22 protein-coding genes, 1 tRNA gene and 1 pseudogene are annotated in these 21,625 nt (G+C 71.2%); 5 read left to right on the plus strand and 19 right to left on the minus strand.

The window, feature by feature from the left end; translation table 11 throughout:
• Window positions 1-48 precede the first annotated feature (48 nt).
• The 5 genes from BJP60_RS12470 to BJP60_RS12490 form a co-directional block, all read right to left on the minus strand.
• A complete protein-coding gene (locus BJP60_RS12470) occupies window positions 49-375 on the minus strand; it encodes a helicase (RefSeq protein ID WP_238439425.1) in 327 nt (108 codons plus the stop codon).
• A gap of 6 nt (window positions 376-381) precedes the next feature.
• Window positions 382-687, minus strand: coding sequence for a TadE family type IV pilus minor pilin (locus tag BJP60_RS12475; RefSeq protein WP_238439426.1), 306 nt, complete (start codon window positions 685-687; stop codon window positions 382-384).
• A 71-nt stretch (window positions 688-758) separates the two neighbouring features.
• Window positions 759-959 carry a DUF4244 domain-containing protein gene (locus BJP60_RS12480; RefSeq protein WP_203136092.1) on the minus strand — a complete coding sequence of 67 codons (201 nt, stop codon included), beginning with the start codon at window positions 957-959 and terminating at the stop codon, window positions 759-761.
• 46 nt (window positions 960-1,005) lie between these two features.
• Window positions 1,006-1,869, minus strand: a complete 864-nt coding sequence (locus tag BJP60_RS12485; protein ID WP_238439427.1) for a type II secretion system F family protein — start codon at window positions 1,867-1,869, stop codon at window positions 1,006-1,008.
• A gap of 182 nt (window positions 1,870-2,051) precedes the next feature.
• Entirely contained in the window at window positions 2,052-3,071 is a 1,020-nt protein-coding gene (locus BJP60_RS12490) for a TadA family conjugal transfer-associated ATPase (RefSeq protein WP_203136093.1), read from the minus strand.
• A gap of 244 nt (window positions 3,072-3,315) precedes the next feature.
• On the opposite strand from BJP60_RS12490, the gene acs reads away from it, so the two are divergent.
• Complete coding sequence (gene acs, locus BJP60_RS12495) at window positions 3,316-5,292, plus strand: acetate--CoA ligase (protein ID WP_203136094.1); 1,977 nt, start codon at window positions 3,316-3,318, stop codon at window positions 5,290-5,292.
• Between the two features lie 90 nt (window positions 5,293-5,382).
• Here acs and BJP60_RS12500 read toward each other — a convergent pair whose 3' ends face one another.
• Together BJP60_RS12500 and BJP60_RS12505 are read right to left on the minus strand one after the other, a co-directional pair.
• The gene (locus BJP60_RS12500; RefSeq protein ID WP_203136095.1) at window positions 5,383-5,841 is read right to left on the minus strand and encodes a RidA family protein; all 459 of its coding nucleotides are present in this window, start codon (window positions 5,839-5,841) and stop codon (window positions 5,383-5,385) included.
• The gene (locus BJP60_RS12505; RefSeq protein WP_203136096.1) at window positions 5,838-6,056 is read right to left on the minus strand and encodes a DUF4177 domain-containing protein; all 219 of its coding nucleotides are present in this window, start codon (window positions 6,054-6,056) and stop codon (window positions 5,838-5,840) included. The genes BJP60_RS12500 and BJP60_RS12505 overlap by 4 nt, the downstream gene beginning before the upstream one ends.
• A 116-nt stretch (window positions 6,057-6,172) precedes the next feature.
• Between BJP60_RS12505 and BJP60_RS12510 the strand changes: the two genes are divergently transcribed.
• From BJP60_RS12510 to BJP60_RS12520, 3 genes are all read left to right on the plus strand, one after another.
• Window positions 6,173-8,740: a transglycosylase domain-containing protein gene (locus BJP60_RS12510; RefSeq protein ID WP_203136097.1), complete on the plus strand. Its 2,568-nt coding sequence runs from the start codon at window positions 6,173-6,175 to the stop codon at window positions 8,738-8,740.
• Window positions 8,740-9,657, plus strand: a complete 918-nt coding sequence (locus BJP60_RS12515) for a metallophosphoesterase (protein WP_203136098.1) — start codon at window positions 8,740-8,742, stop codon at window positions 9,655-9,657. Before BJP60_RS12510 ends, BJP60_RS12515 begins: the two co-directional genes overlap by 1 nt.
• Before the next feature lie 103 nt (window positions 9,658-9,760).
• On the plus strand, window positions 9,761-10,186 hold the full coding sequence (locus tag BJP60_RS12520) for a hypothetical protein (RefSeq protein ID WP_203136099.1): 426 nt from the start codon (window positions 9,761-9,763) through the stop codon (window positions 10,184-10,186).
• Between the two features lie 92 nt (window positions 10,187-10,278).
• On the opposite strand, the gene BJP60_RS12525 is transcribed toward BJP60_RS12520, so the two are convergent.
• Window positions 10,279-10,352, minus strand: a tRNA-Pro gene (locus BJP60_RS12525).
• 192 nt (window positions 10,353-10,544) lie between these two features.
• Between BJP60_RS12525 and BJP60_RS12530 the strand changes: the two genes are divergently transcribed.
• Window positions 10,545-11,318: an HAD-IIB family hydrolase gene (locus tag BJP60_RS12530; protein ID WP_203136101.1), complete on the plus strand. Its 774-nt coding sequence runs from the start codon at window positions 10,545-10,547 to the stop codon at window positions 11,316-11,318.
• Window positions 11,319-11,640: 322 nt separating this feature from the next.
• Here the strand turns inward: BJP60_RS12530 and BJP60_RS12535 are convergent.
• The 11 genes and pseudogenes from BJP60_RS12535 to BJP60_RS12585 all read right to left on the minus strand — a co-directional run.
• Window positions 11,641-12,867: pseudogene (locus BJP60_RS12535) on the minus strand (alpha-hydroxy acid oxidase); the annotation flags it as partial.
• Between the two features lie 2 nt (window positions 12,868-12,869).
• Complete coding sequence (locus tag BJP60_RS12540) at window positions 12,870-14,162, minus strand: MFS transporter (RefSeq protein WP_203136105.1); 1,293 nt, start codon at window positions 14,160-14,162, stop codon at window positions 12,870-12,872.
• Between the two features lie 90 nt (window positions 14,163-14,252).
• Entirely contained in the window at window positions 14,253-14,945 is a 693-nt protein-coding gene (locus BJP60_RS12545; protein ID WP_203136106.1) for a FadR/GntR family transcriptional regulator, read from the minus strand.
• Window positions 14,946-14,961: 16 nt separating this feature from the next.
• On the minus strand, window positions 14,962-15,981 hold the full coding sequence (gene galE, locus BJP60_RS12550; RefSeq protein WP_203136108.1) for a UDP-glucose 4-epimerase GalE: 1,020 nt from the start codon (window positions 15,979-15,981) through the stop codon (window positions 14,962-14,964).
• Window positions 15,982-16,045: 64 nt separating this feature from the next.
• A complete protein-coding gene (locus BJP60_RS12555; RefSeq protein ID WP_203136110.1) occupies window positions 16,046-16,702 on the minus strand; it encodes a thymidine kinase in 657 nt (218 codons plus the stop codon).
• A 10-nt stretch (window positions 16,703-16,712) separates the two neighbouring features.
• On the minus strand, window positions 16,713-17,366 hold the full coding sequence (locus tag BJP60_RS12560) for a hypothetical protein (RefSeq protein WP_203136112.1): 654 nt from the start codon (window positions 17,364-17,366) through the stop codon (window positions 16,713-16,715).
• A gap of 73 nt (window positions 17,367-17,439) precedes the next feature.
• Entirely contained in the window at window positions 17,440-17,862 is a 423-nt protein-coding gene (locus BJP60_RS12565; protein WP_203136114.1) for an NUDIX hydrolase, read from the minus strand.
• 4 nt (window positions 17,863-17,866) lie between these two features.
• Window positions 17,867-19,315, minus strand: coding sequence for a malate dehydrogenase (quinone) (mqo, locus tag BJP60_RS12570; protein ID WP_203136116.1), 1,449 nt, complete (start codon window positions 19,313-19,315; stop codon window positions 17,867-17,869).
• Between the two features lie 144 nt (window positions 19,316-19,459).
• Window positions 19,460-20,536, minus strand: a complete 1,077-nt coding sequence (locus tag BJP60_RS12575; protein ID WP_203136118.1) for an aspartate-semialdehyde dehydrogenase — start codon at window positions 20,534-20,536, stop codon at window positions 19,460-19,462.
• A 137-nt stretch (window positions 20,537-20,673) separates the two neighbouring features.
• Window positions 20,674-21,126 (minus strand): GNAT family N-acetyltransferase, encoded by a 453-nt coding sequence (locus BJP60_RS12580; RefSeq protein WP_203136119.1) that lies wholly within the window; start codon window positions 21,124-21,126, stop codon window positions 20,674-20,676.
• On the minus strand, window positions 21,119-21,622 hold the full coding sequence (locus BJP60_RS12585; RefSeq protein WP_203136121.1) for a GNAT family N-acetyltransferase: 504 nt from the start codon (window positions 21,620-21,622) through the stop codon (window positions 21,119-21,121). Before BJP60_RS12585 ends, BJP60_RS12580 begins: the two co-directional genes overlap by 8 nt.
• Between the last annotated feature and the right edge of the window lie 3 nt (window positions 21,623-21,625).

Raw genomic sequence — 21,625 nt, forward strand, 5'->3', positions numbered from 1 at the left:
AATACATAAGGAGTGATGTGCGTCGGCTCGCGCTGTTTCGACGTCGGATCATCCGGGCAGCGGCGGCGGCCCCGCCCGCGCGGTGGCGCCGACCGGCAGGCCGGCGAAGGTCGCGCCCACCGTGACGGTCGCGATCAGCCCGTCGAGCGCGCAGGAGGCGACGCTCGCCCGCTGCGCTCCGGCGACCTCGGCGGCCCGTCCGCACGGGTCGCCCGTGATCGCCCCGCTGGCGGCGTCGGCCGCGGCGAGCGCGGCGGCATCCGCGACGCTCGCGATGCGCTGGCTCTCGACCGCGGCGGCTCCGGCGAGCGTGAGTCCGAGCATGAGCGCCGCCGTGGCGCCGGCGACACCGGCGGCGAGCGCGGATCCGGCCATGGCGGCTCACAGTCCCCCGCCGAGCGCGCAGCTCACGGCACGGAGCGGGAGGGCGACGCCGGCGACGCGCACGTCCGCGCTCGCGGTCACGCACACCAGCTCGCCGCTCCAGGAGACCGCCGCCCGCGCGCCGCCGACCTGCGCGACCACGCCCGCGGCGCGCCCGTCGGGCTCGCCGCGCGCGACCAGCCGCGCGCCGTCGGCGGCGACATCCTGCAGCCGCACCTGCGTCGCGGCGGCCATGAGCCCGCCGATGCCGAGCGCCACCACGATCACGACGGCGGGGAGCGCGACAGCGAGTTCTGCGGCCACCGAGCCGCACTCGCCCGCCGTCCGCTCCCCGCCGCCGAGAGGCGCGTCGCGACGGTGTGCGACGCGCCGGATCACGCGACCGACAGCGCGCGGCGGACGAGATCGGTCAGGATCTCGCGCACCTCGCCCGAGCGCATGATGACGACGAGCACGCCCGCGAACGCGACGGCGGCCATCGTGACGATGGCGTACTCCGCGGTGGAGGCGCCGGTGTCGTCGGCGAGCAGTTCGGCGACCCCGCGCGGGGCGGGGTCGGAGGTGACATCGATCATGAAAGGTTCCTTTCTTCGGAGCGGGTGGCCCGGGAGGGCCGATGGATCACCCGGGCAGGGCCGGGAGCGGGGTGGCCGAGAGCACGCCGAGCAGCATGGGCGCGACGCCGAGGCACAGGAACGCGGGCAGGGTGCAGGCCCCGAGCGGTAGCAGCAGCCGCGAGCCGAGCTTCGCCGCGCGCAGGCGCCCGTCGGTGCGTGCGCTCTGGCGCTCGTGCGCGGCCGTGGCGCGCAGCAGCTCGACGCCCGGCACGCCCGCGTCCCGCGACAGCGCCAGCACGGCGGCCGTCTCCTCCCCGCCGGGACGCGGGCCACCGGGCGCCTCGGCCACCAGACGCTCCGCGCGCTCGATCGACGCGCCGCCGCTCAGCGCGATGGCCGTGAGTTCGGCGTGCATGCCCGGGGTGCCCGGCGGCGGCTGCGCCGCGCGCACGAGCCGACGGGTCCACGTCCGCGCGATCAGCAGCAGGGCGACGCCCGCCACGAGGCACGCGATGCCGAAGGGGGTGGTGAACAGCACCCCGAGCACGTCGAACCCCAGGGCGGCGCCGAGCAGCAGTCCCGCGAGCGGCAGCCAGGTCATCAGCCGCGCCGTCCCGGCGGGTTCCGCGAGGGCGATCCGGACGTCGTCCTGCGCTTCGCGCGCGTCGCGCAGGGCGGCGGCGATCGACCGGAGGCAGTCGGCGAGCGGTGCGCCGACGGCCGTGGCGATCTCCCACGCGGCGGCGACGTCCCGCCACGGCTCGCCGCCGCGGCGGCGTGCCTCTTCCTCGATCGCCTCGGAGAGCGGAGTGCCCGCCGACGCGCGACGGGCGATCCGCTCGGCATCGGCGTCGCCCGTGCCCGCGAGGTGCCGCCACGCGGCGTCGGGACTCGCGCCCGCCTGCAGCAGCACCGCCAGCTTGAGCACGCGTCCGGCGATCGCGGCCGCCTCGTCGCCCGCTCGCGCCCGGCCTCGCGACGGGCCTCGCGAGGGTCTCCGCGAGGAGATCCCGCTTCCCGAAGAGGATCGCCTCGGATCCTTCCTCTCCGTGCGCGCTCTCCGCGCCGATCCACGCGCTGATCCGCGCACCGATCCGCCCGCCGGCATGCTCATGTCGCGTCCTCCCAGGGCGCGACGGGCTCAATGCCCAGCCGTCCGCCCGCCTCGGTGAACCTGCCCACGCTCGCCAGCCGACGCGATCCGTCGGGTCGCCGCTCGAGGTGCAGCACGTACCCGATCGCGCTGCACACCTGGCGCGCGACGGCGTGGTCGCCCATGCCCGCCAACGCCCCGAGCGCCTCGAGCCGGGCCGGCACCTCGGCGAGCCCGCTCGCGTGCAGCGTGCCCGCCCCGCCGTCGTGCCCGGTGTTGAGCGCCGTGAGCAGCTCGCGCACCTCCCTGCCGCGGCACTCGCCCACGACGATCCGGTCGGGTCGCATGCGCAGCGACTCGCGTACGAGCCGCGCGAGATCGATCGCGCCGGCGCCCTCGAGGTTCGCCTGCCGCGCCTCGAGCGACACGTGATGCGGATGCGCGATGCGCAGCTCGGCGACGTCCTCGATCGTGACGATCCGCTCGTGCGCCGGAGCGTGCGCCAGCAGCGCGCCGAGCAGGGTCGTCTTGCCGGTGCCGGCGGCCCCGCTGATCAGCAGGTTCGCCCGATCGTGCACGATCCGCACCAGCCAGCGACGCGCGTCCTCGCCGAAGGATCCGCCGCGGCACAGCGCATCGAGGTCGACGCCGCGCAGACGGGGGATGCGGATGGACAGCGCGGTGCCGCTCGTCGCGACCGGCGGCAGCACGGCATGCACCCGGATGCCGTCCTGCAGCCGCACGTCGACGCACGGCGTCGCATCGTCGATGTGGCGCCCGCCGCGCGCGATGAGCGCCGTGGCGAGCTCACGCACCTCGCGCTCGGACGCGCGCCACGACGGATCGGAGCGCGGGCCGTCGCCGCGGTCGACGAACAGCCCGGTGGCGCCGTTCACGAACACGTCGGTCACCGCCGCATCCGCCAGGTACGGCGTGAGCGCACCCAGCGGCCCCGCGGGGGAGAGCCCGTCGTCCGCGGACCGCACAACATCCGCCTCGCCCCGGGCGCGGGGCTGCACGACGAACGGTTCGGCCATGCTCCGACGCTAGGAATCCCCGGCCACGCGGAGGCGGCATCCGGGGCGAACCGCGCACAAGCCGTGCGCAGGAAGCCCTGTGGACGACCGCTACTCCCTTTCGTCGGTATCAGGCCCCGCGCACCCGGCGTACGTTCGGAACGCGGGCACTTCCCGCACGGGGCCGGCCTGACCGGCTTCCAGACCGCCGCAGGGACGCGGCGGAGCACACGGATCGTCACGTCGCAAAGGAGCGCACAGCCAGATGAGCGCCGAGAACACCATCGACCACCTGCTCAGCGAGACCCGGCGCTTCGCGCCCTCTCCCGAGTTCGCAGCGAGCGCGATCGCCGGCGCCGACCTCTACGAGCGGGCCGACAGCGACCGCGAGGGCTTCTGGGCCGAGCAGTCGCGCGCGCTGCTGCACTGGCACAAGCCCTTCACGCAGGTGCTCGACTGGTCGAACCCGCCGTTCGCGCAGTGGTTTCCCGACGGCGAGCTGAACGTCGCGTACAACTGCCTCGACCGCCACGTGGAGGCCGGCAACGGCGACCGGGTTGCGCTGCTGTGGGAGGGCGAGCCCGGCGACGAGCGCCGCATCACGTACGCCGAGCTGACCGACGAGGTCAAGCGCCTCGCGAACGCGCTGAGCGACCTCGGCGTCGGCAAGGGCGACCGCGTCGCGATCTACCTCCCGATGATCCCCGAGGCCGTCGCGTCGATGCTCGCGGTCGCGCGGCTCGGGGCGATCCACTCCGTCGTCTTCGGCGGCTTCAGCGCCGACAGCCTGCGTGCGCGCATCGACGACGCGGGCGCCAAGCTCGTCATCACGGCGGACGGCGGCTGGCGCAAGGGCAAGGTCTCACCGCTCAAGCCGGCCGTCGACCAGGCGCTGGCCGACCGCAACGGCCAGGGCGAGCAGGAGACCGTCGAGCACGTGCTCGTCGTCAAGCGCGGGGAGAACGACGTCGAGTGGACCCCCGGCCGCGACGTCTGGTACCACGACGTCGTGCCGCAGGCCTCCGCCGACCACGAGGCGCAGGCGTTCGAGGCCGAGAACCCGCTGTTCATCCTGTACACGTCGGGCACGACCGGGAAGCCCAAGGGCATCCTGCACACGTCTGGCGGCTACCTCACCCAGACCGCGTTCACGCACCGCAACGTGTTCGATCTGCACCCCGAGACCGACGTGTACTGGTGCACGGCGGACATCGGATGGATCACCGGGCACTCGTACGTCGTGTACGGCCCGCTCGCGAACGGCGCGACGCAGGTGCTCTACGAGGGGACGCCGGATCACCCCGAGCCGGGCCGCTGGTGGGACGTGATCCAGAAGTACGGCGTGACGATCTTCTACACCGCGCCCACGGCGATCCGCGGATTCATGAAGCAGGGACGGCAGATCCCGCAGGCGCGCGACCTGTCGTCGCTGCGCGTGCTGGGCTCGGTCGGCGAGCCCATCAACCCCGAGGCGTGGGTCTGGTACCGCGAGATCATCGGCGCGGGCAAGACCCCCGTCGTCGACACCTGGTGGCAGACCGAGACGGGCGCGATCATGGTCTCCGCCCTCCCGGGCGTGACGGAGACGAAGCCGGGTTCGGCGCAGGTCGCGCTTCCCGGCATCTCGATCGACGTCGTGACCGAGGGAGGCGAGCCCGTCGGCAACGACGCGGGCGGCCTGCTCGTGATCACCGAGCCCTGGCCCAGCATGCTGCGCGGCATCTGGGGCGACCCCGAGCGCTTCAAGGAGACGTACTGGGAGAAGTTCGAGGACAAGGGCTACTACTTCGCGGGCGACGGCGCGCGCCTCGACGAGGACGGCGACATCTGGCTGCTGGGCCGGGTCGACGACGTCATGAACGTCTCGGGCCATCGCCTCTCCACCGCCGAGATCGAGTCGTCGATCGTGGCCCACGAGGCCACCGCCGAGGCGGCCGTGGTCGGGGCGTCGGACGAGACCACCGGCCAGGCAGTCGTGGCGTTCGTGATCCTCAAGGAGAGCTACCTGCGCGAGCACAGCCCCGAGGGCCTCGCGCAGCAGCTGCGCCAGTGGGTCGCCGAGCAGATCGGCGCGATCGCCCGTCCGCGCGACATCTACATCGTGGGCGAGCTGCCCAAGACCCGCTCGGGCAAGATCATGCGGCGCCTGCTGCGCGACGTCGCCGAGGGACGCGAGGTGGGCGACACCACCACCCTCGCGGACACGGCGGTCATGAGCGTCATCTCCGCCCAGGTGCGCTGACACGGAAAGGGAGGGCGCCGTCCGACTCGCGGACGGCGCCCTCCCTTTCTCGGTCCGGTGGTTGAGCGAGTGAAGCGAGTCGAGAGAGGGCTACTCGAAGAGGAACGCGACCTCGACCTCGACCGGCGCATCAAGCGGCAGGACGGGCACGCCCACGGCCGAGCGCGTGTGACGGCCGGCGTCGCCGAAGATCTCCCCCAGCACCTCGCTCGCGCCGTTGACGACGCCGGGCTGACCCGTGAACGAGGGGACGGATGCGACGAAGCCCGTGACCTTCAGCACGCCCGTGATCCGGTCCACGCCGCCCACGGCGTCCGCGGCCGCGGCGAGCGCGTTCAGCGCGCACTGGCGCGCGAGGCCCTTCGCGTCGTCCGCCGTGACCTCCGCGCCGACCTTGCCGGTCGCGGGCAGCTCGCCCGCCACCATCGGCAGCTGACCCGAGGTCTGCACCACGTCGCCGTGCGCCCTCGCCGGGATGTACGCCGCGACGGGCGGAACGACCGGCGGCAGCTCGATGCCGAGCTCCGCCAGCCGGGCGGCGACCGTCACTGCTCGCCCTCGAACTGCCGCGCCGCCTCAGCCGCGTGGCCGAGACCCGCGTTGGCGGCGCCGCCGCCGACGGGGCGCTTCAGGTAGGCGACGAGCCCGCCCTCGTTGTTCGGCACGACCTGCACGAGCTCCCAGCCCTGCTTTCCCCAGTTGTTCAGGATGGCGGCCGTGTTGTGGATCAGCAGGGGCGTGGTGAGGTACTCCCACGTGGTCATGGAGCGTCCTTCCGGGTGCGGATGCCGGCGGCGAACGCGCCGGGAGACGGATGTGCGGCCGCCACGACGCGCCCGGGATCCGGAAATCGCTCAGGGTGACGGCTTACGATCACCCTATGCCTCTAGGAAAAAGGACGGCCAGCGGTGTGCTCGGCGGCGTGCTCGGCCTCGTCGGCCTGAGCGCGGTCGCGGGCGTTCTCGTCACCGCCACGGTCACCCCGGCCATCGCCGTGTCGGGCTACGCCGCGTCGAGCGCGATCACGCTGTTCGACAAGCTCCCGAGCTACCTCGAGGTCGACCAGCCCATGCTGCCGACCACGATCTACGTCGACGACCCCAACAGCGACGAGCCGTACGAGCTCGCGTCGTTCTACGACCAGAACCGCACGCCGGTGTCGTGGGACGAGGTCCCGCAGGTCATGTACGACTCGATCCTCTCGAGTGAGGATCCGCGCTACTACGAGCACGGCGGCGTCGACCTGATCGGAACCGCGCGCGCCCTCGTCAACAACGCCGGCGGCGGCGACACCCAGGGCGGTTCGTCCATCAGCCAGCAGTACGTCAAGAACGTGCTGATCCAGGAGTGCGAGAAGGACTCGCCCGACCAGGAGACCCTCCTCGCCTGCTGGACGAAGTACACCACCGCCGACGGCGCCGAGGGCTACGAGCGCAAGCTCCAGGAGATGCGCTACGCGATCGCCATCGAGAAGGAGTACTCGAAGAACGACATCCTGCTCGGCTACCTGAACATCGCCAACTTCGGCGGTGTCACGTACGGCATCGAGGCCGCCGCGCAGTACTACTTCGGCGTCTCGGCGAAGGATCTGACCATCGTGCAGGCGGCGACGCTCGCCGGCATCGTGCAGAACCCCAACTACTACCGCATCGACCAGCCCGACAACGAGGTCAACGGCGAGGCGAACGGCTACGCGGCGACGAAGGACCGCCGCAACTACGTGCTGACGCGCCTCTACGAGGACGGCAAGATCACGGAGGCCGAGTACACGGAGGCCCACGCTGCGCCGATCGAGCCGAGCATCCACCCGCGCGAGAAGGGCTGCACCGCCGCCGGCGGATCCGCCTACTTCTGCCAGTACGTCAAGACCGTCATCGAGTCCGATCCGAACTACGGGCCCGAGGCGCTGCGCCGCGGCGGCCTGAACGTCTACACGACGCTCGACCTCAAGGTGCAGCTGCCGGCGGAGCAGGCGATGCGCGACTACGCGCCCGCGACCCTGCCCGGCATGGACTTCGGCGCGACCGCCGTCACGCTTGAGGCAGACACGGGCAAGATCCGGGCGATGGCGCAGAACACGACGTTCAGCGAGGATCCGGATGTCGCCAAGCCCGGAAGCGGGTATTCGGCGCAGGTGTATGCGGCGGATCAGGACCACGGCAGCTCGCGGGGCTTCTCCGTCGGCTCGACGTTCAAGGTGTTCACGCTGCTCGACTGGCTGGAGAAGGGCCACTCGATCAACGAACGGCTCAACGGCGTGAATCGCACGTCGTTCGAGGGCTTCAACTGCGACGGCGCCCCGATCCCCCAGACGTCGAAAATCCAGAACTTCAACAACGTCGGCGGCTACACGGGATCGATCACGAACTTCACGCGCGACTCGCTGAACTCCGGCTACCTCGCGATGGCATCGCGGCTGAACCTGTGCGACATCATGCGCGTCGCCGATCGCCTCGACGTCCAGACGGGTGACGGCAAGTACCTCGTCACCGACAAGGAGCCGAACATCGAGCGCACGCCGGTTCCGTTCGACATCCTCGGCTCGTTCAACGTCGCGCCGATGACGATGGCATCGGTGTACGCGACGATCGCCAACAACGGCATCCAGTGCGAGCCGAAGGCGATCGAGAAGATCACCAACGCCGAAGGCGAGGAGCAGCCGCTGCCCGAGACCACGTGCGAGCAGAAGCTCGCGCCCGAGGTCGCGGCTACCGCGGCCGCCGCGCTGGCTTCCGTGATGAACGGCGGCACGGGTGCGCCCGCGAAGGCCTACGACGCCGTCCCGGTCATCGGCAAGACCGGCACGCATGAGAGGGAGCAGACGTCGATGGTGCAGACCTCGACCAAGGCGTCGACCTTCGTGTGGGTGGGCAACGTGAGCGGGCACGCGAACCTGTTCCAGACGTATGCGCCCGCCGATGTCGTGTCCAATCTCCGCTACCGCATCTCGAGTGCTGTGCAGGGAGCCGCGAACGCCGTCTACCCCGGCGGGCAGTTCCCGCCGGCCGATCCGAACCTGTCGCGTCTGATCATGGCGGACCTTCCGAGCGTGGTCGGCCAGACGGTCGACCAGGCGAAGAACACGCTGTGGAACGCCGGCTTCAACCCGGTCGTCGGGGAGCCCGTCGCCGGCACGCAGGCCGAGGGTCTGATCGAGTCGCAGGACCCGGGCGCCGGCCGCGTTGCCGCCGGAACCACCGTGACGATCCGCCCGAGCAACGGCAAGGGCGGTACGGTGCCCGACGTGCAGGGCTCGTCCCTCTCGGACGCGATGCGGGCGATCTCCGGCGCGGGCTTCGATGCCGAGCGGGGCGAGTGTGAGCAGAAGAAGGGCGCCGGCGCAGGCCGCGTCACGGGCACGAATCCGGGCGGCGGCGAGGTCGCACCGCAGGGCACGACCGTGTCGGTGAACTACGAAGCCGCCAAGTGCTCGGGCGACGACGACTAGTGGGTTCTGTCACTCGCGGCGTGGCCGCGCTGGGCGCCTTCGCGGCGGCCGGCGCGGCCGCGGTCGTCTGGGGCGTCGGCATCGAGCGCCAGCTGTTCACGGTGCGCCGCCACGTGGTGCGCCTGCTCGAGCCCGGTTCCGCACCGATCCGCATCCTGCACATCTCCGACATCCACATGGCGCCCTGGCAGCGCCGCAAGCAGCGCTGGATCGCGGGGCTGGTCGGTCTGCGCCCCGACCTCGTCGTCAGCACGGGCGACGCGCTGGGACACGCCGACGGGCTCGAGGGCGTGCGCCGGGCGCTGGCGCCGCTGCGCGGCGTGCCGGGCGTCTTCGTGCACGGCTCGAACGACATGTGGGCGCCCGGGCCGCGCAACCCGCTCAAGTACTTCTCGGGTCCGTCCGACGCCGCCCCCAAGGCCGTGCGCCTCGACACCGCCGCGCTGGACGCGTTCATGACGGATGAGCTCGGCTGGAGCAGCGTCGACAACGGCGCCGCTGCCCTCACGGTGCGGAACAACCTTGTGCGGCTGTTCGGCGTCGGCGACGCGCACCACGACCTCGATGACCTCGAGGCGGCGAACGACGCGCTCGCGACCCTGCCGGGCGCTCCCGTGACGCTCGGCGTCGCACATGCCCCGTATCGCCGGGTGCTCGACGGTCTCACGGCACTCGGCGCCGACATGCTGCTCGCGGGTCACACGCATGGCGGCCAGGTGCGGGTGCCGTTCTACGGCGCGCTCGTCGCGAACTGCGACATCCCGCTCCGCCAGGCCCGGGGCCTGTCGATGTGGTCGCACCGTGGCCGCGTCGTGCCGCTGAACGTCAGTGCCGGTCTCGGCCACTCGATCTACGCGCCCGTGCGGTTCGCCTGCCGCCCGGAGGTCTCGCTTCTCACGCTCGCCCCGCGCGCCTGACTCGGTCGGATCGTCCGGTCAGGAATCGAGAAGCGCTCGGCTCCGGCCGCTCCTAGCCTGGACTCACCGCCTGAACGGGCGGCGAGGAGAGGAGAGGATCACCATGGCCGAGACCCTGAGCAAGGAAGAGCGCGACGCGGTCAAGCAGCGAGCCGCGGAGCTGCGCGCGCAGGCGAAAGCCGGCAAGACCCGCGAGGCGGGCGAGAAGGCGGTCCGCGAAGCCATCGGCAAACTGTCGGGGACGGACCGCGAGATCGCGGACGGCTTCTACGCCGTCGTGTCCGAGGGCGCACCCCACCTGGTGCCTAAGACCTACTACGGGATGCCCGGATTCGCGAACGACGAGGGGAAGATCGTCGTGTTCTTGCAGCCCGCGAGCAAGTTCGGCTCGCGCTACTCGACGATCGGCTTCGAGGACCGCGCCACCCTCGACGACGGCGAGATGTGGGCGACGCACTTCGGCGTCGCCGGCTGGAGCGAGGCGAGCGCCGCGCGGCTGCGCGAGCTGGTGCGCCGCGCGACCACCTGACACTCCTTCGCGCAACGACGAAGGGGCCAGCCGCGCGCAACCTCGCGGAACGACGAAGGGACCGGCCTCTCGGCTGGTCCCTTGTCATGACGTCGGGGTGACAGGATTTGAACCTGCGGCCTCGTCGTCCCGAACGACGCGCGCTACCAAGCTGCGCCACACCCCGTTTTGCAACCCTGCAAGTCTACCCGATCCGAACGGGTGCAACGAACCGCCACCGGATCAGTCCCCGGATCTCCGGAGAACGCCCGCATCCCGGACCGAGCCGAGCCGGATGATCCGGGATCCCGGCGTACCCCGCGACCCAAGCCGCCGCCCGTGCACGTCGCGATCCGGGCGCCACTTTAGGCTGGACGTCATGACCTTTGCGCCCCGTGTGGTGTCGTTCGATCTGGATGACACGCTCGCTCCGTCGAAGAGCCCGATCGATCCCCGCATCGGCGAGCTGCTGATCCGGCTCGCGGAGCGCGTCGAGGTCGCGATCATCTCGGGCGGGCAGATCGCGCAGTTCCGCGCCCAGGTCGTCGACCGGCTGCCGCACGCGCCCGCCGAGACGCTCGCGCACATCCATCTGCTGCCCACCTGCGGCACGCAGTACTTCCGCTTCGAGGGCGACGAGCTCGTCATGCTCTACGCCCAGGACCTCACCGCCGACGAGAAGCAGCGCGCGGTCACGGCGGTGGAGGAGGAGGCCAAGCGCCTCGGGCTGTGGGAGGCGCAGACGTGGGGCCCGATCCTCGAGGACCGCGGGTCGCAGATCACGTTCTCGGCGCTCGGCCAGGCCGCGCCCGTCGATGCCAAGAAGGCCTGGGACCCGACCGGCGAGCGCAAGTCGCAGCTGCGCGACGCGGTCGCCGCCCGGCTGCCGGATCTGGAGGTGCGTTCGGGCGGGTCGACGTCGGTCGACATCACCCGCAAGGGCATCGACAAGGCGTACGGGATGCGCCGCCTCGCCGAGGAGACGGGTGTGCCGCTCGACGGCATGCTGTTCTACGGCGACCGCCTCGACCCCGACGGCAACGACTATCCCGTGCGTGCGATGGGGCAGGTCGAGTGCATCGACGTCCGCGGCTGGCAGGACACGGCCGACAAGCTCGAGGAGCTGCTGCCCTCTCTCCCCCCGCGCGCCTGACGCACCGGCCGCAGCGCACGAGAAAAGCGCGCAGGATCCGATCCTGCGCGCTTTCCCGCGAATCGCCGGCTCAGCCCTCGATGGTCTCCTCGGCGGCCTTGACGCCGTCCGAGGCCTCCTTGGCCGCGTCCAGCGGCGTCGTGCCGGGCTGCTCGGCCGTCTTCGCCGCGGCGCTCTTCGCGCGCGGCTTGGCCGGCGCCTTCGCCTTCTGCGCGGCGGGCTTCGGCGCATCGGTCTTCGCGACGGCGCTCGCGCGCGGGGTGCGCACCGGAACGGCCTTCGGCGCCGGCGCCGCCTCCGCGGCGTCGGCGTAGGCCACCGACACCGGCGCGACCCGCGTGAGCTGCGTGACGTGGCGCGGCTCGAGCTCGGCGAGCGACTGCACGCCCAGCAGCTTCATGGTGCGCTCGATCTCGCTGCGCAGGATCGCGATCGTCCGGTCGACGCCCGCGCGCCCGCCCGCCATGAGGCCGTACAGATAGGCACGGCCGATGAGCGTGAACTTCGCACCCAGTGCGACGGAGGCGACGATGTCGGCGCCGTTCATGATGCCGGTGTCGATCATGACGGTCGCGTCGCTCCCGACCTCCTTGACGACCTTCGGCAGCAGGTGGAACGGGATCGGGGCGCGGTCGAGCTGGCGGCCGCCGTGGTTCGACAGGATCAGCCCGTCCACGCCCATGTCGATGAGCTTCACGGCGTCGGGCACGTTCTGCACGCCCTTGATCACGATCTTGCCCGGCCACATCTCGCGGATGATCGCGAGGTCGTCGAAGCTGATCGTCGGGTCCATGGCCGAGTTCAGCAGCTGGCCCACCGTGCCGCCCGTGGTCGCGAGCGACGCGAACTCGAGCTTGGGCGTCGTGAGGAAGTCGAACCACCACCAGGGCCGCGGCAGCGTGTCGAGCACCGTCTTCAGCGTCAGCTGCGGCGGGATCGAGAAGCCGTTGCGGTAGTCGCGCATGCGGTTGCCCGCCACGGGCGTGTCCACCGTGAACTGCAGCGTGTCGAAGCCCGCGGCGGCGGCGCGCTTCACGAGCCCGTACGAGATGTCGCGATCGCGCATGACGTACAGCTGGAACCAGTTGCGGCCATGCGGGTTCGCGGCCTTGACGTCCTCGATCGAGGTGGTGCCGAGCGTCGACAGCGTGAACGGGATGCCGGCGGCTCCGGCCGCGCCCGCACCGGCCGTCTCGCCCTCGGTCTGCATCAGCCGCGTGAAGCCGGTCGGCGCGATGCCGAACGGCATCGCGCTCGGACCGCCCAGGATCTCCGTGGAGGTGTCGACGTCCTCGGCGGGGCGCAGGATGTCCGGGTGGAACTCGATGTCCTGGAACGCCTGCCGCGCGCGCAGGATCGACAGCTCGCCCTCCGCCGCGCCGTCCGTGTAGTCGAACGCCGCGCGCGGCGTGCGCCGCTTGGCGATCAGGCGCAGATCGGCGATCGTCAGCGCGTCCTGTAGGCGGCGGGCCTTGCCGCCGAACGACGGCTTCTTGAACTGGACGTACTCGAAGATGTCCTTCGGGTTCGGGATCTGACGCTTGACCATCCTCAATCCTCCTGATGTGCGACGCGGGTGACGAAGAACGAGGCGACGAGTCCCAGCGCCGCGCAGAGCGCGACGTAGAGGGAGATCGGCCACCAGGCGCCCCCGCTCGTCTCCTTCAGCGCCGTGGCGATGAGCGGGGCGGTGCCGCCGAAGACCGCGGCGCCGAGCTGGTAGCCGAGCGTCGCACCCGAGTAGCGGATCTCGGGGCTGAAGCTCTCGGCGATCAGCGTACCGAGGATCGCGTTCACGCTCCCCCACAGCAGGCCGAAGCCGATCGCGGTCGCGACGAACACGGCCCAGACCTCGCCGACGTTCAGGATCCAGTAGTACGGGAACGCGTAGACGATCGTGGCGATCGCGACCGTGCGGTACAGCAGCGCCCGCGGGATGGTGTCGGAGATGCGGCCGAGGATCGGCATCCAGATCGTCGCGATGATCGCGGCGGCGGCCACCGCCGTCAGCACGACGTTGTTCTCGACGCCCAGGCCCGTGGCGTACGCGATCACGTACGTGCCGAAGATGTAGAACGGCCCGGTCTCGGCGGCCTTGGCGCCGATCGACACCAGCACGGCGCGCCAGTGCTTGCGGAACACCTCGGCGATCGGCAGGCGCACGACGGTGCCCGACTTCTGCACCTTCTTGAAGTCGGGGGTCTCATCGAGGCTGGAGCGGATCCAGACGCCGATCGCGAGCAGCACGACGCTGGCGACGAACGGGATGCGCCACCCCCAGCTCATGAACTGGTCCTGCGGCATGAGCGAGAGCAGGGCGACCACGCCGGACGCGAGCGCGAGGCCGATCGAGATGCCCATCTGGGGCACAGCTCCGTACAGGCCGCGGCGGTTGCGCGGGGCGTACTCGTAGGACAGCAGCAGCGCGCCGCCCCACTCGCCGCCGATGCCGATCCCCTGCAGGATGCGGAACAGCACGAGCAGGATCGGCGCCCAGATCCCGATCACGGAGTAGTCGGGCGTGAGGCCGATCGCGACGGTCCCGCCGCCCATCAGGGTGAGCGTGATGAAGAGCGTCTTCTTGCGGCCGATGCGGTCGCCGATGTGCGCGAACACGATGCCGCCGACGGGGCGGAAGAAGAACGTCAGCGCGAACGACGCCATCGAGAACATCGAGGACAGGAAGGCGTCGTCGGTCACGAAGAACGTCTGGTTGAACACGAGCGTGGCGACGGTGCCGTAGACGAGGAAGTCGAACCACTCGATCACGCTGCCCGAGAGGCTGCCGATGAGGACCTTCCAGTTGAGCTTCTGCACCGGCGGAGCGGCTGTGGTGGTGGTCATGCGTGTGGCGCTCCCCTTCGAGCTATGTGGTCGGACCACACAGACCCTACATTCCGGGAACCCGGGCGTCAAAGCCGCCGGGACGGAGAATCAGACCTGGGCGGCGTCCGCCGTCAGGCCGTAGTAGCCCCGGATGTGCCGATCCAGCAGGTCCGCGGCGGCGCCTCCCCTGCCCCGGCGCAGCGCCTCGAGCACCGACCGGTGCTCGTCCTGCAGGCGCGCGGCGACCGTCGGCCAGTCGCTCACCGCAGCGGCCCGTTCGAGTGTGTGATCGGCGATCACGGTGCGCAGCGCATCCATCAGCACGCTCAGCAGCGTGTTGTCGGCCGCGCGCGAGCACAGCACGTGGAACTGCGCATCCAGCCCGAGGAACTCGGCCTCCGGAAGCTCCGGATCATCCATCCGGTCCAGCAGCGCCGCCGCGGCGTCCCAGTCGCCGCGATCCGGTCGCGACTGCACCGCCGCCTGCGTCTCGAGCGCGAGACGCACCCTGAAGACGTCCTCCGGCGTGACCTGACGCGTCGCCAGCTGGAGCCGGAACACCGTGCTGATCGCCTCGCCGTGCGAGGCCGTGACGAACGTCCCCGCGCGCGGGCCCGAGCCCGTGCCGGACTCGATCGCGCCGAGCACCTCGAGCACCCGCAGCGCCTCCCGCAGCGTGTTCCGGGACTGCCCGAGCTGCGCGGCGAGCGCCCGTTCGGACGGCAGCTGGTCACCGACCCCCAGCCGGCCGCTCGTCAGCTCCTCGGTGAACCACCGCAGCACGACATCGTGGGACTTCATCACGGCACCTGCGGGGTCAGCCCTCGTAGCCGCCCGGGTTCTGCTGCTGCCAGTTCCAGACGTCCCGGGTCATGTCGTCGATCGTGAGGCGCGCCTTCCAGCCCAGCTCGCGCTCGGCCTTGGCGGGGTCGCAGTACGTCGCGGCCATGTCGCCGGGGCGGCGCGGCGCGACCTCCTTCGGCAGCTCGCGGCCGATCGCCTTCTCGAACGACGCGATCAGCTCGAGCACGCTGACGGGCTGCCCGGTGCCGAGGTTGTACACCGCGAAGCCCGGCTGCGCGTGCTCGAGCGCGGCGACGTGGCCCTCGGCGAGATCAACGACGTGGATGTAGTCGCGCTGGCCCGTGCCGTCCGGCGTGTCGTAGTCGTCGCCGAACACCGCGATCTTCTCGAGGCGCCCGACCGCGACGCGTGCCACGAACGGCATGAGGTTGTTCGGGATGCCCTGCGGGTCCTCGCCGATCAGGCCCGACGCGTGTGCTCCCACCGGGTTGAAGTAGCGCAGCGACGTGATGTTGATGTCGGGGTTGACGCGCTGCACATCCTGCAGCACGACCTCGTTCATCAGCTTCGTCTTGGAGTACGGGTTCGACAGCGACACGAGGTCGCGCGTGGCCTCCTCCGTGAACGGCAGATCGGCCGGATCCGAGTACACCGTGCCGGTGCTCGAGAACACGAACGAGCGGATGCCGCGCGCAAGACCGACGCGGAGCAGCGCGAACGTCGTGTCGAGGTTGTTCGCGTAGTAGTCCAGGGGTCGCTGCGTCGACTCCCCCACGGCCTTGTGCGCGGCGAAGTGGATGATCGCGTCGAAGGGGCCGTGCTCGTCGAACGCGCGCTCGACGATCTCGTCGTCGGCCGCGTCGCCGACGACGAGCGGCGCGCTCCTGCCGGTGATCTGCGCGATCCGCTGCTCCACGAGCGCGCTCGTGTTGTCGAGGCTGTCGAGCAGCACGACCTCGTGCCCGGCATCGAGCAGGGCGACGGCCGTGTGCGCACCGATGTATCCGGCACCGCCGGCGAGGAGAACCTTCATGCGTTCATCCTTCCAGAACGGACCCGCTCACCTCGCGTGACGCCGCGGCGGTCGGCGCGACAGGTCAACGCGGGGCGAGGACGCCGCCCGACTCCTCGAGATAGCACGTGCCGCACAGCGACTCGTACGTCACGAAGTGCTCGTCGCGCACGGCGGCCGTGGCGGCGTCGATCGCGACCTGGTCGCCGTCGAACACGAACCGACCGCCGATCACGCGGCCGTTGAAGAGCGCCTTGCGGCCGCAGCGGCAGATTGTCTTGAGCTCCTCGAGCGAGTGCGCGATCTCCAGGAGGCGGCGCGAACCAGGGAAGGCCTCCGTGCGGAAGTCCGTGCGGATGCCGTATGCCATGACGGGAATGCCGTCCTCGACCGTGATGCGGAACAGGTCGTCGACCTGCGGAGCCGTCAGGAACTGCGCCTCGTCGACGAGCAGGCACGCGACGTCGCGCGTCCCCTCGCCCGGAATGAGCGCCTCGTCCGTGCGCACGCGCTCGCGCTGCGCGAGGAACAACTCGCGCGCCGAGTCGTCCGGGCCGATCAGGAAGTCGACCGTGCGCGTCACCCCGAGGCGCGACTCGATCTGGTCGGCGCCCTTGGTGTCGATCGCGGGCTTGGCGAGCAGCACCCGCTGCCCGCGCTCCTCGTAGTTGTAGGCCGCCTGCAGCAACGCCGTCGACTTCCCGGAGTTCATCGCGCCGTAGCGGAAGTACAGTTTGGCCACGCTTCCCAGCCTAGAAGAACAGCTGGGCCAGGAGCGTCCAGCCGCCGTAGGCCGCGAGGGCGCCGCCCGTGGTGACGGCGGACGCGAGCCCCACCCGCCGCCAGGTGCGCACGGACGTGGCGCTCATCCGGCGCGCGGGCACCTGACCGTGCCGCGCGATCCGCTCGGCCTTCGTCGTCGACGTGGTCGCGACCGTCGTGCTGGGAAGCTGCGCGGCCACGACGGGCGATCCCGTCCACTTCTCGACGCTCCACGCCGTGATCTTCGTCGCGCCGTCCCGCAGCGGCCCGACGATCACGCCCTTCATGCTGCCGGCGCGGATCGCGTCGGGGGCGACGATCTGACTCGTCAGCCGCTGCGCCGTGACCTTCACGCGTTCGGCGTCCTTCATGCCCGCTCTGGCGATCTCGACGGCGACCGCATGCATCCGCCGTTGCGCGCTCGGGCGCAGCATGGGGTCGTGCGAGCCGGCGTCGATGCGGTGCATCACGGCGCGCACGTCGTCCAGCATGCGGTGCGCCTCGGCGAGGTAGCGGGCGGCCTGGCGATGCGGGCCGAGTGCCTGGAAGGAGGCCTCCTCACCGATCCGGTCGACGGCCTGGTCGAACTCGAACACGACGCGGCGCGCGTCGATCTGACGCGGCTGCCGTTCGGGTGCGCTCATGTGCGTGCTCCGGGGGATGGTCTCCTGCCAGCATACGAGCGCCCGCCCGCACCGGGCAGGGGGATCCGGATGATCAGCGCACGGATCCGCGGCGCGGGAGTCCACGGTGCGAGCGAAGCAGCGGGAACACGACGTCGCGGTTCAGCGGCGCCTCCGCGTCATCCGGCGAGTCGGGATCCGACCAGCGCAGCCCGTCGATCTCGGCCTGGACGACCGGCTCGACCGCGCTGCGCGAGACGAAGACCGTCGCGCGCAGGGCGTGGCCGGCCTCGTTGGCCGCGTGCGAGTCGAACGCGCCGAGCAGCTCGAGCTCCTCCGGGGCGATCCGGATGCCGAGCTCCTCATGCACCTCGCGGACGGCCGTGTCGACCGGCTGCTCTCCCGGCTCGGGCTTTCCGCCCGGCAGCATCCAGCGCGACGTGCCGCGCTTGCGGACGGTCAGCACGCGCCCGTCGTCGCGCACGAACGCGATCGCCGCGACCGTGATCACCGCCACGCGGTCACGCCGTGAGCAGCAGCGCCTCGGCCGTCGCCTGCGTCGACTCCTCGGCCCGCGCGGGCTCGTCGTTGAGGAAGTCGCCGTACGTCGGGATGAGCTCGCGCAGCTTCGGCTCCCACTCGTCGAGCCGGTCGGCGAAGCAGTTCTTCAGCACGTTGAGCATGATCGTCGCGGCCGTCGATGCCCCCGGGGAGGCGCCGAGCAGGCCCGCGATGGATCCGTCGGCGGAGGCCACGACCTCCGTGCCGAACTGCAGCTTGCCGTCCTTCATCACCTGAGCGCGCTGACCGGCCTGGATCAGCTCCCAGTCCTCGTCCTTCGCGGTCGGCATGAACTCGCGCAGGCTGTCGAGCTTGCGCTCGCGATCCTTCAGCAGCTCGCTCAGGAGGTACTTCACGAGATCCAGGTTGGTCGCCCCGACCTTCAGCATCGAGCCGAGGTTGTGCGGGCGCACCTGCGTGACGATGTCCAGCAGCGAGCCGTCCTTCAGGAACTTCGGGCTGAAGGTCGCGAACGGGCCGAACATGAGCGATCCCTCGCCGTCGACCATACGGGCGTCGAGGTGCGGCACAGACATGGGCGGTGCACCCACGGCGGCCTGCGAATAGACCTTCGCGCGGTGCTGGGCGACGAGCTCGGGGTTGGTGGTCTTGAGGAACTGGCCGCCGATCGGGAAGACGCCGTAGCCGCGGATCTCCTTCATGCCGGAGGCCTGCAGCAGCTTGATGGCCCAGCCGCCCGCGCCGACGAACACGAAGCGCGCGCGCAGCTCGCCCGGGGTCCTGCCCACGCGGTTGCGGTACTTGACCAGCCAGGTGCCGTCCTTCTGGCGCTTGAGCTTCTTCACCTCGTGGTTGAGGCGCAGCTCGGCGTCGTTCGCGGTGAGGTGGTCGAACAGCTGGTGGGTGAGCGCGCCGAAGTCGACGTCGGTGCCCGACGGCGTGCGCGTCGCCGCGAACGGCTCGTCGCTCTTGCGGCGCTTCTGCATCAGCAGGGGCGCCCACTGGTTGATGACGCGCGAGTCCTCGGAGTACTCGATGCCGGCGAACAGCGGCTGCTGCTTCAGCGTCTCGTAGCGGCGCTTCAGGTACGCCACGTCCTTCTCGCCGCGCACGAACGTCATGTGCGGGGTCGCGTTGATGAACGTGCTCGGCTCGTCGAGCACGCCCTTCGCGACCAGCGCGGTCCACAGCTGGCGGCTCTGCTGGAACTGCTCGTTGATCTGGATGGCCTTGGAGGGGTCGTCCGCGTCGGGCATGTAGTTGAGCTCGCAGAGCGCGGCGTGGCCGGTGCCCGCGTTGTTCCACGCGTTGGAGCTCTCCTGTGCGACCTCGCCCTGCCGCTCGAAGGCGACGATCTTCCAGTCGGGCTGCAGTTCTTTGAGAAGCGTGCCCAGGGTGGCGCTCATGATTCCGCCACCGATGAGCACGACGTCGACGGTTTCGCTCACCCGACAAGTCTAGGCGCGTGCATCCGGTCCCCGGACCACGCGCGTCGTCTCAGGTCCGCAAGAACAGGCGTTCTTGCGGCCCTGGAAAGCGGCTCGACCGGAACCCGGATGGGACAGCGGGTGCGGATCGGTCCGCGTCGCGGATCAGACCGTGGCGCGAGCCGAGAGATCCGCGGCGACGAGCTCGGCGATCTGCACGGCGTTAAGCGCCGCGCCCTTGCGCAGGTTGTCGTTCGAGATGAACAGCGCGAGGCCCTTGCCCTCCGGCGCGGCGAGGTCGGGGCGGATCCGGCCGACGAAGCTCGGGTCCTTGCCGGCGGCCTTGAGCGGCGTGGGTACCTCGTCGAGCGCGACGCCCGGCGCGTCGGCCAGCAGCTCACGCGCCCGCTCGGGCGTGATGTCCCGCGCGAACTCGGCGTTGATCGACAGCGAGTGACCCGTGAACACCGGCACGCGCACGCACGTGCCCGAGACGCGCAGCGCGGGCAGCTCGAGGATCTTGCGGCTCTCGTTGCGGAGCTTCTTCTCCTCGTCCGTCTCGTTCAGCCCGTCGTCGACGAGGTTCCCGGCGAACGGGATCACGCCGAACGCGATCGGCTCGACGTACTTCTCCGGCGCGGGGAACTCGACCGCGGAGCCGTCGTGCACGAGCCCGAGCACGTCGTCCTGCCGTAGCACCGCCTCGACCTGGCCGAGCAGCTCGTTCGCGCCGGCCAGCCCGGAGCCGGAGACGGCCTGGTAGGTGCTGACCGTGAGTCGCTCGAGTCCGGCCTCCGCGTCGAGCACCTTGAGCACCGGCATCGCCGCCATGGTCGTGCAGTTGGGGTTGGCGATGATGCCCTTGACCGCCTGGCCGATCGCGTGCGGGTTGACCTCGCTCACGACGAGCGGCACCTCGGGGTCCATGCGCCACGCGCTGGAGTTGTCGATCACGACCGCGCCGGCCTCCGCGAAGCGGGGCGCGTGCGCGCGACTGCCGGTCGCGCCGGCGGAGAACAGGGCGATGTCGGTGCCCGCCGGGTCGGCCGTGGCGACGTCCTCCACCGGCACGTCGACGCCCTGGAACTCGATCGTGGTCCCCGCCGAACGGGCGGTCGCGAACAGGCGCAGCTCGCGGATCGGGAAGGCGCGCTCCGCGAGGATCTCGCGCATGACGGTGCCGACCTGGCCGGTGGCGCCGACGACGGCGAGGGAGAGTCCTGATTCGGAGATGCGGGTCATGGCGGATCCTCGGGGTGCTGCGGGTGGGGTTGGTCGATTCTACCGGCGGGGCCGGTGGCGCTCGGACCGGGATGACGCCCCGTGGCAGGATCCGCGCGGTGATCGTCCGCTCCGGGGAGGTCTGCCGTCTCGACCCGTCACGGAAGCGGCGGCGCGACGTACGTCAGGAACGGGGCCCGGTCGGCCACGCGCGCGTAGAGGCGCTGCGCGTCGGTGTTCGTCTCGCTCGTGATCCACCGGACCTCGAGCAGGCCCTCCGCCTTGGCCATCCGCTGCAGGTGCGCGATCAGCGCGCGGCCGATGCCGCCGCCGCGTGCGTCCGGCGCCGTGAACAGGTCGTCGAGGAAGATCGCGGTGCCGCCGCGCGACGGGCGCGCGAAGCGGCGCCAGTGCGCGATGGCGACGTGGGCGCCGTCCCGTTGCGCCACGAGGCCCTGCAGCTCGTGGGCGTCGTCCATCAGCCAGCCCCATACGGTGTCGACGACGGCATCGTCCGGGTCCAGCGCGTAGAAGTCGCGGTAGCCGCGGAACAGCTCCGCCCAGGCGGGCCGGTCCTCGATCGTGACGGGACGGATCCGGATCTCAGACATGCAGCTTGTACCCGACGTGCGAGGCCTCGTAGCCGAGTCGCTCGTAGAAGCGGTGGGCGTCGACGCGCTGCGCGTCCGACGTGAGCTGGACCAGCCGCGCGCCCAGCGTCGGCGCGACATCGCCCACCCAGCGCATCAGGGCGCGGCCGATGCCCGCCGAGCGCTGGTCGTCGCGCACGCGGACGGCCTCGACCTGCAGCCGCGCGGCACCGCGACGCGAGATGCCGGGAATCAGCGTGAGCTGCAGCGTGCCGATCACGACTCCGTCGCGCTCCGCGACCAGCTGGACGTTGCGCGGGTCGGCCTGGACCGCCTCGAGCCCGCGCGCGTAGGCGTCGAGGTCGTCGGGTGACGCGGTGTCCCCGCGCGCCGCGCTGACGGGGTCGTTCGCGATCAGTGCGACGAGCACGTCGAGATCCGCGGACTCCGCCGCGCGGACAGAGAACTCGCCGTCCCTGGCCGCGAGCGTGACGGGCAGCGTGAGCGCCTCGATCACGGC

Source organism: Microbacterium sp. JZ31 (assembly GCF_016805985.1).
In the GTDB taxonomy this organism is placed as follows: Bacteria; Actinomycetota; Actinomycetes; order Actinomycetales; family Microbacteriaceae; genus Microbacterium.

What these genes read in the sequence shown, in the direction of transcription:
- galE (WP_203136108.1), bottom strand. Translation starts at nt 15,981, where the DNA reads ATGAAGGTTCTCCTCGCCGGCGGTGCCGGATACATCGGTGCGCACACG.
- BJP60_RS12545 (WP_203136106.1), bottom strand. Translation starts at nt 14,945, where the DNA reads ATGAAGTCCCACGATGTCGTGCTGCGGTGGTTCACCGAGGAGCTGACG.
- BJP60_RS12580 (WP_203136119.1), bottom strand. Translation starts at nt 21,126, where the DNA reads ATGTCTGAGATCCGGATCCGTCCCGTCACGATCGAGGACCGGCCCGCC.
- BJP60_RS12505 (WP_203136096.1), bottom strand. Translation starts at nt 6,056, where the DNA reads ATGACCACGTGGGAGTACCTCACCACGCCCCTGCTGATCCACAACACG.
- BJP60_RS12470 (WP_238439425.1), bottom strand. Translation starts at nt 375, where the DNA reads ATGGCCGGATCCGCGCTCGCCGCCGGTGTCGCCGGCGCCACGGCGGCG.
- BJP60_RS12575 (WP_203136118.1), bottom strand. Translation starts at nt 20,536, where the DNA reads ATGACCCGCATCTCCGAATCAGGACTCTCCCTCGCCGTCGTCGGCGCC.
- BJP60_RS12560 (WP_203136112.1), bottom strand. Translation starts at nt 17,366, where the DNA reads ATGAGCGCACCCGAACGGCAGCCGCGTCAGATCGACGCGCGCCGCGTC.
- BJP60_RS12520 (WP_203136099.1), top strand. Translation starts at nt 9,761, where the DNA reads ATGGCCGAGACCCTGAGCAAGGAAGAGCGCGACGCGGTCAAGCAGCGA.
- BJP60_RS12490 (WP_203136093.1), bottom strand. Translation starts at nt 3,071, where the DNA reads ATGGCCGAACCGTTCGTCGTGCAGCCCCGCGCCCGGGGCGAGGCGGAT.
- BJP60_RS12530 (WP_203136101.1), top strand. Translation starts at nt 10,545, where the DNA reads ATGACCTTTGCGCCCCGTGTGGTGTCGTTCGATCTGGATGACACGCTC.
- BJP60_RS12480 (WP_203136092.1), bottom strand. Translation starts at nt 959, where the DNA reads ATGATCGATGTCACCTCCGACCCCGCCCCGCGCGGGGTCGCCGAACTG.
- BJP60_RS12510 (WP_203136097.1), top strand. Translation starts at nt 6,173, where the DNA reads ATGCCTCTAGGAAAAAGGACGGCCAGCGGTGTGCTCGGCGGCGTGCTC.
- BJP60_RS12540 (WP_203136105.1), bottom strand. Translation starts at nt 14,162, where the DNA reads ATGACCACCACCACAGCCGCTCCGCCGGTGCAGAAGCTCAACTGGAAG.
- acs (WP_203136094.1), top strand. Translation starts at nt 3,316, where the DNA reads ATGAGCGCCGAGAACACCATCGACCACCTGCTCAGCGAGACCCGGCGC.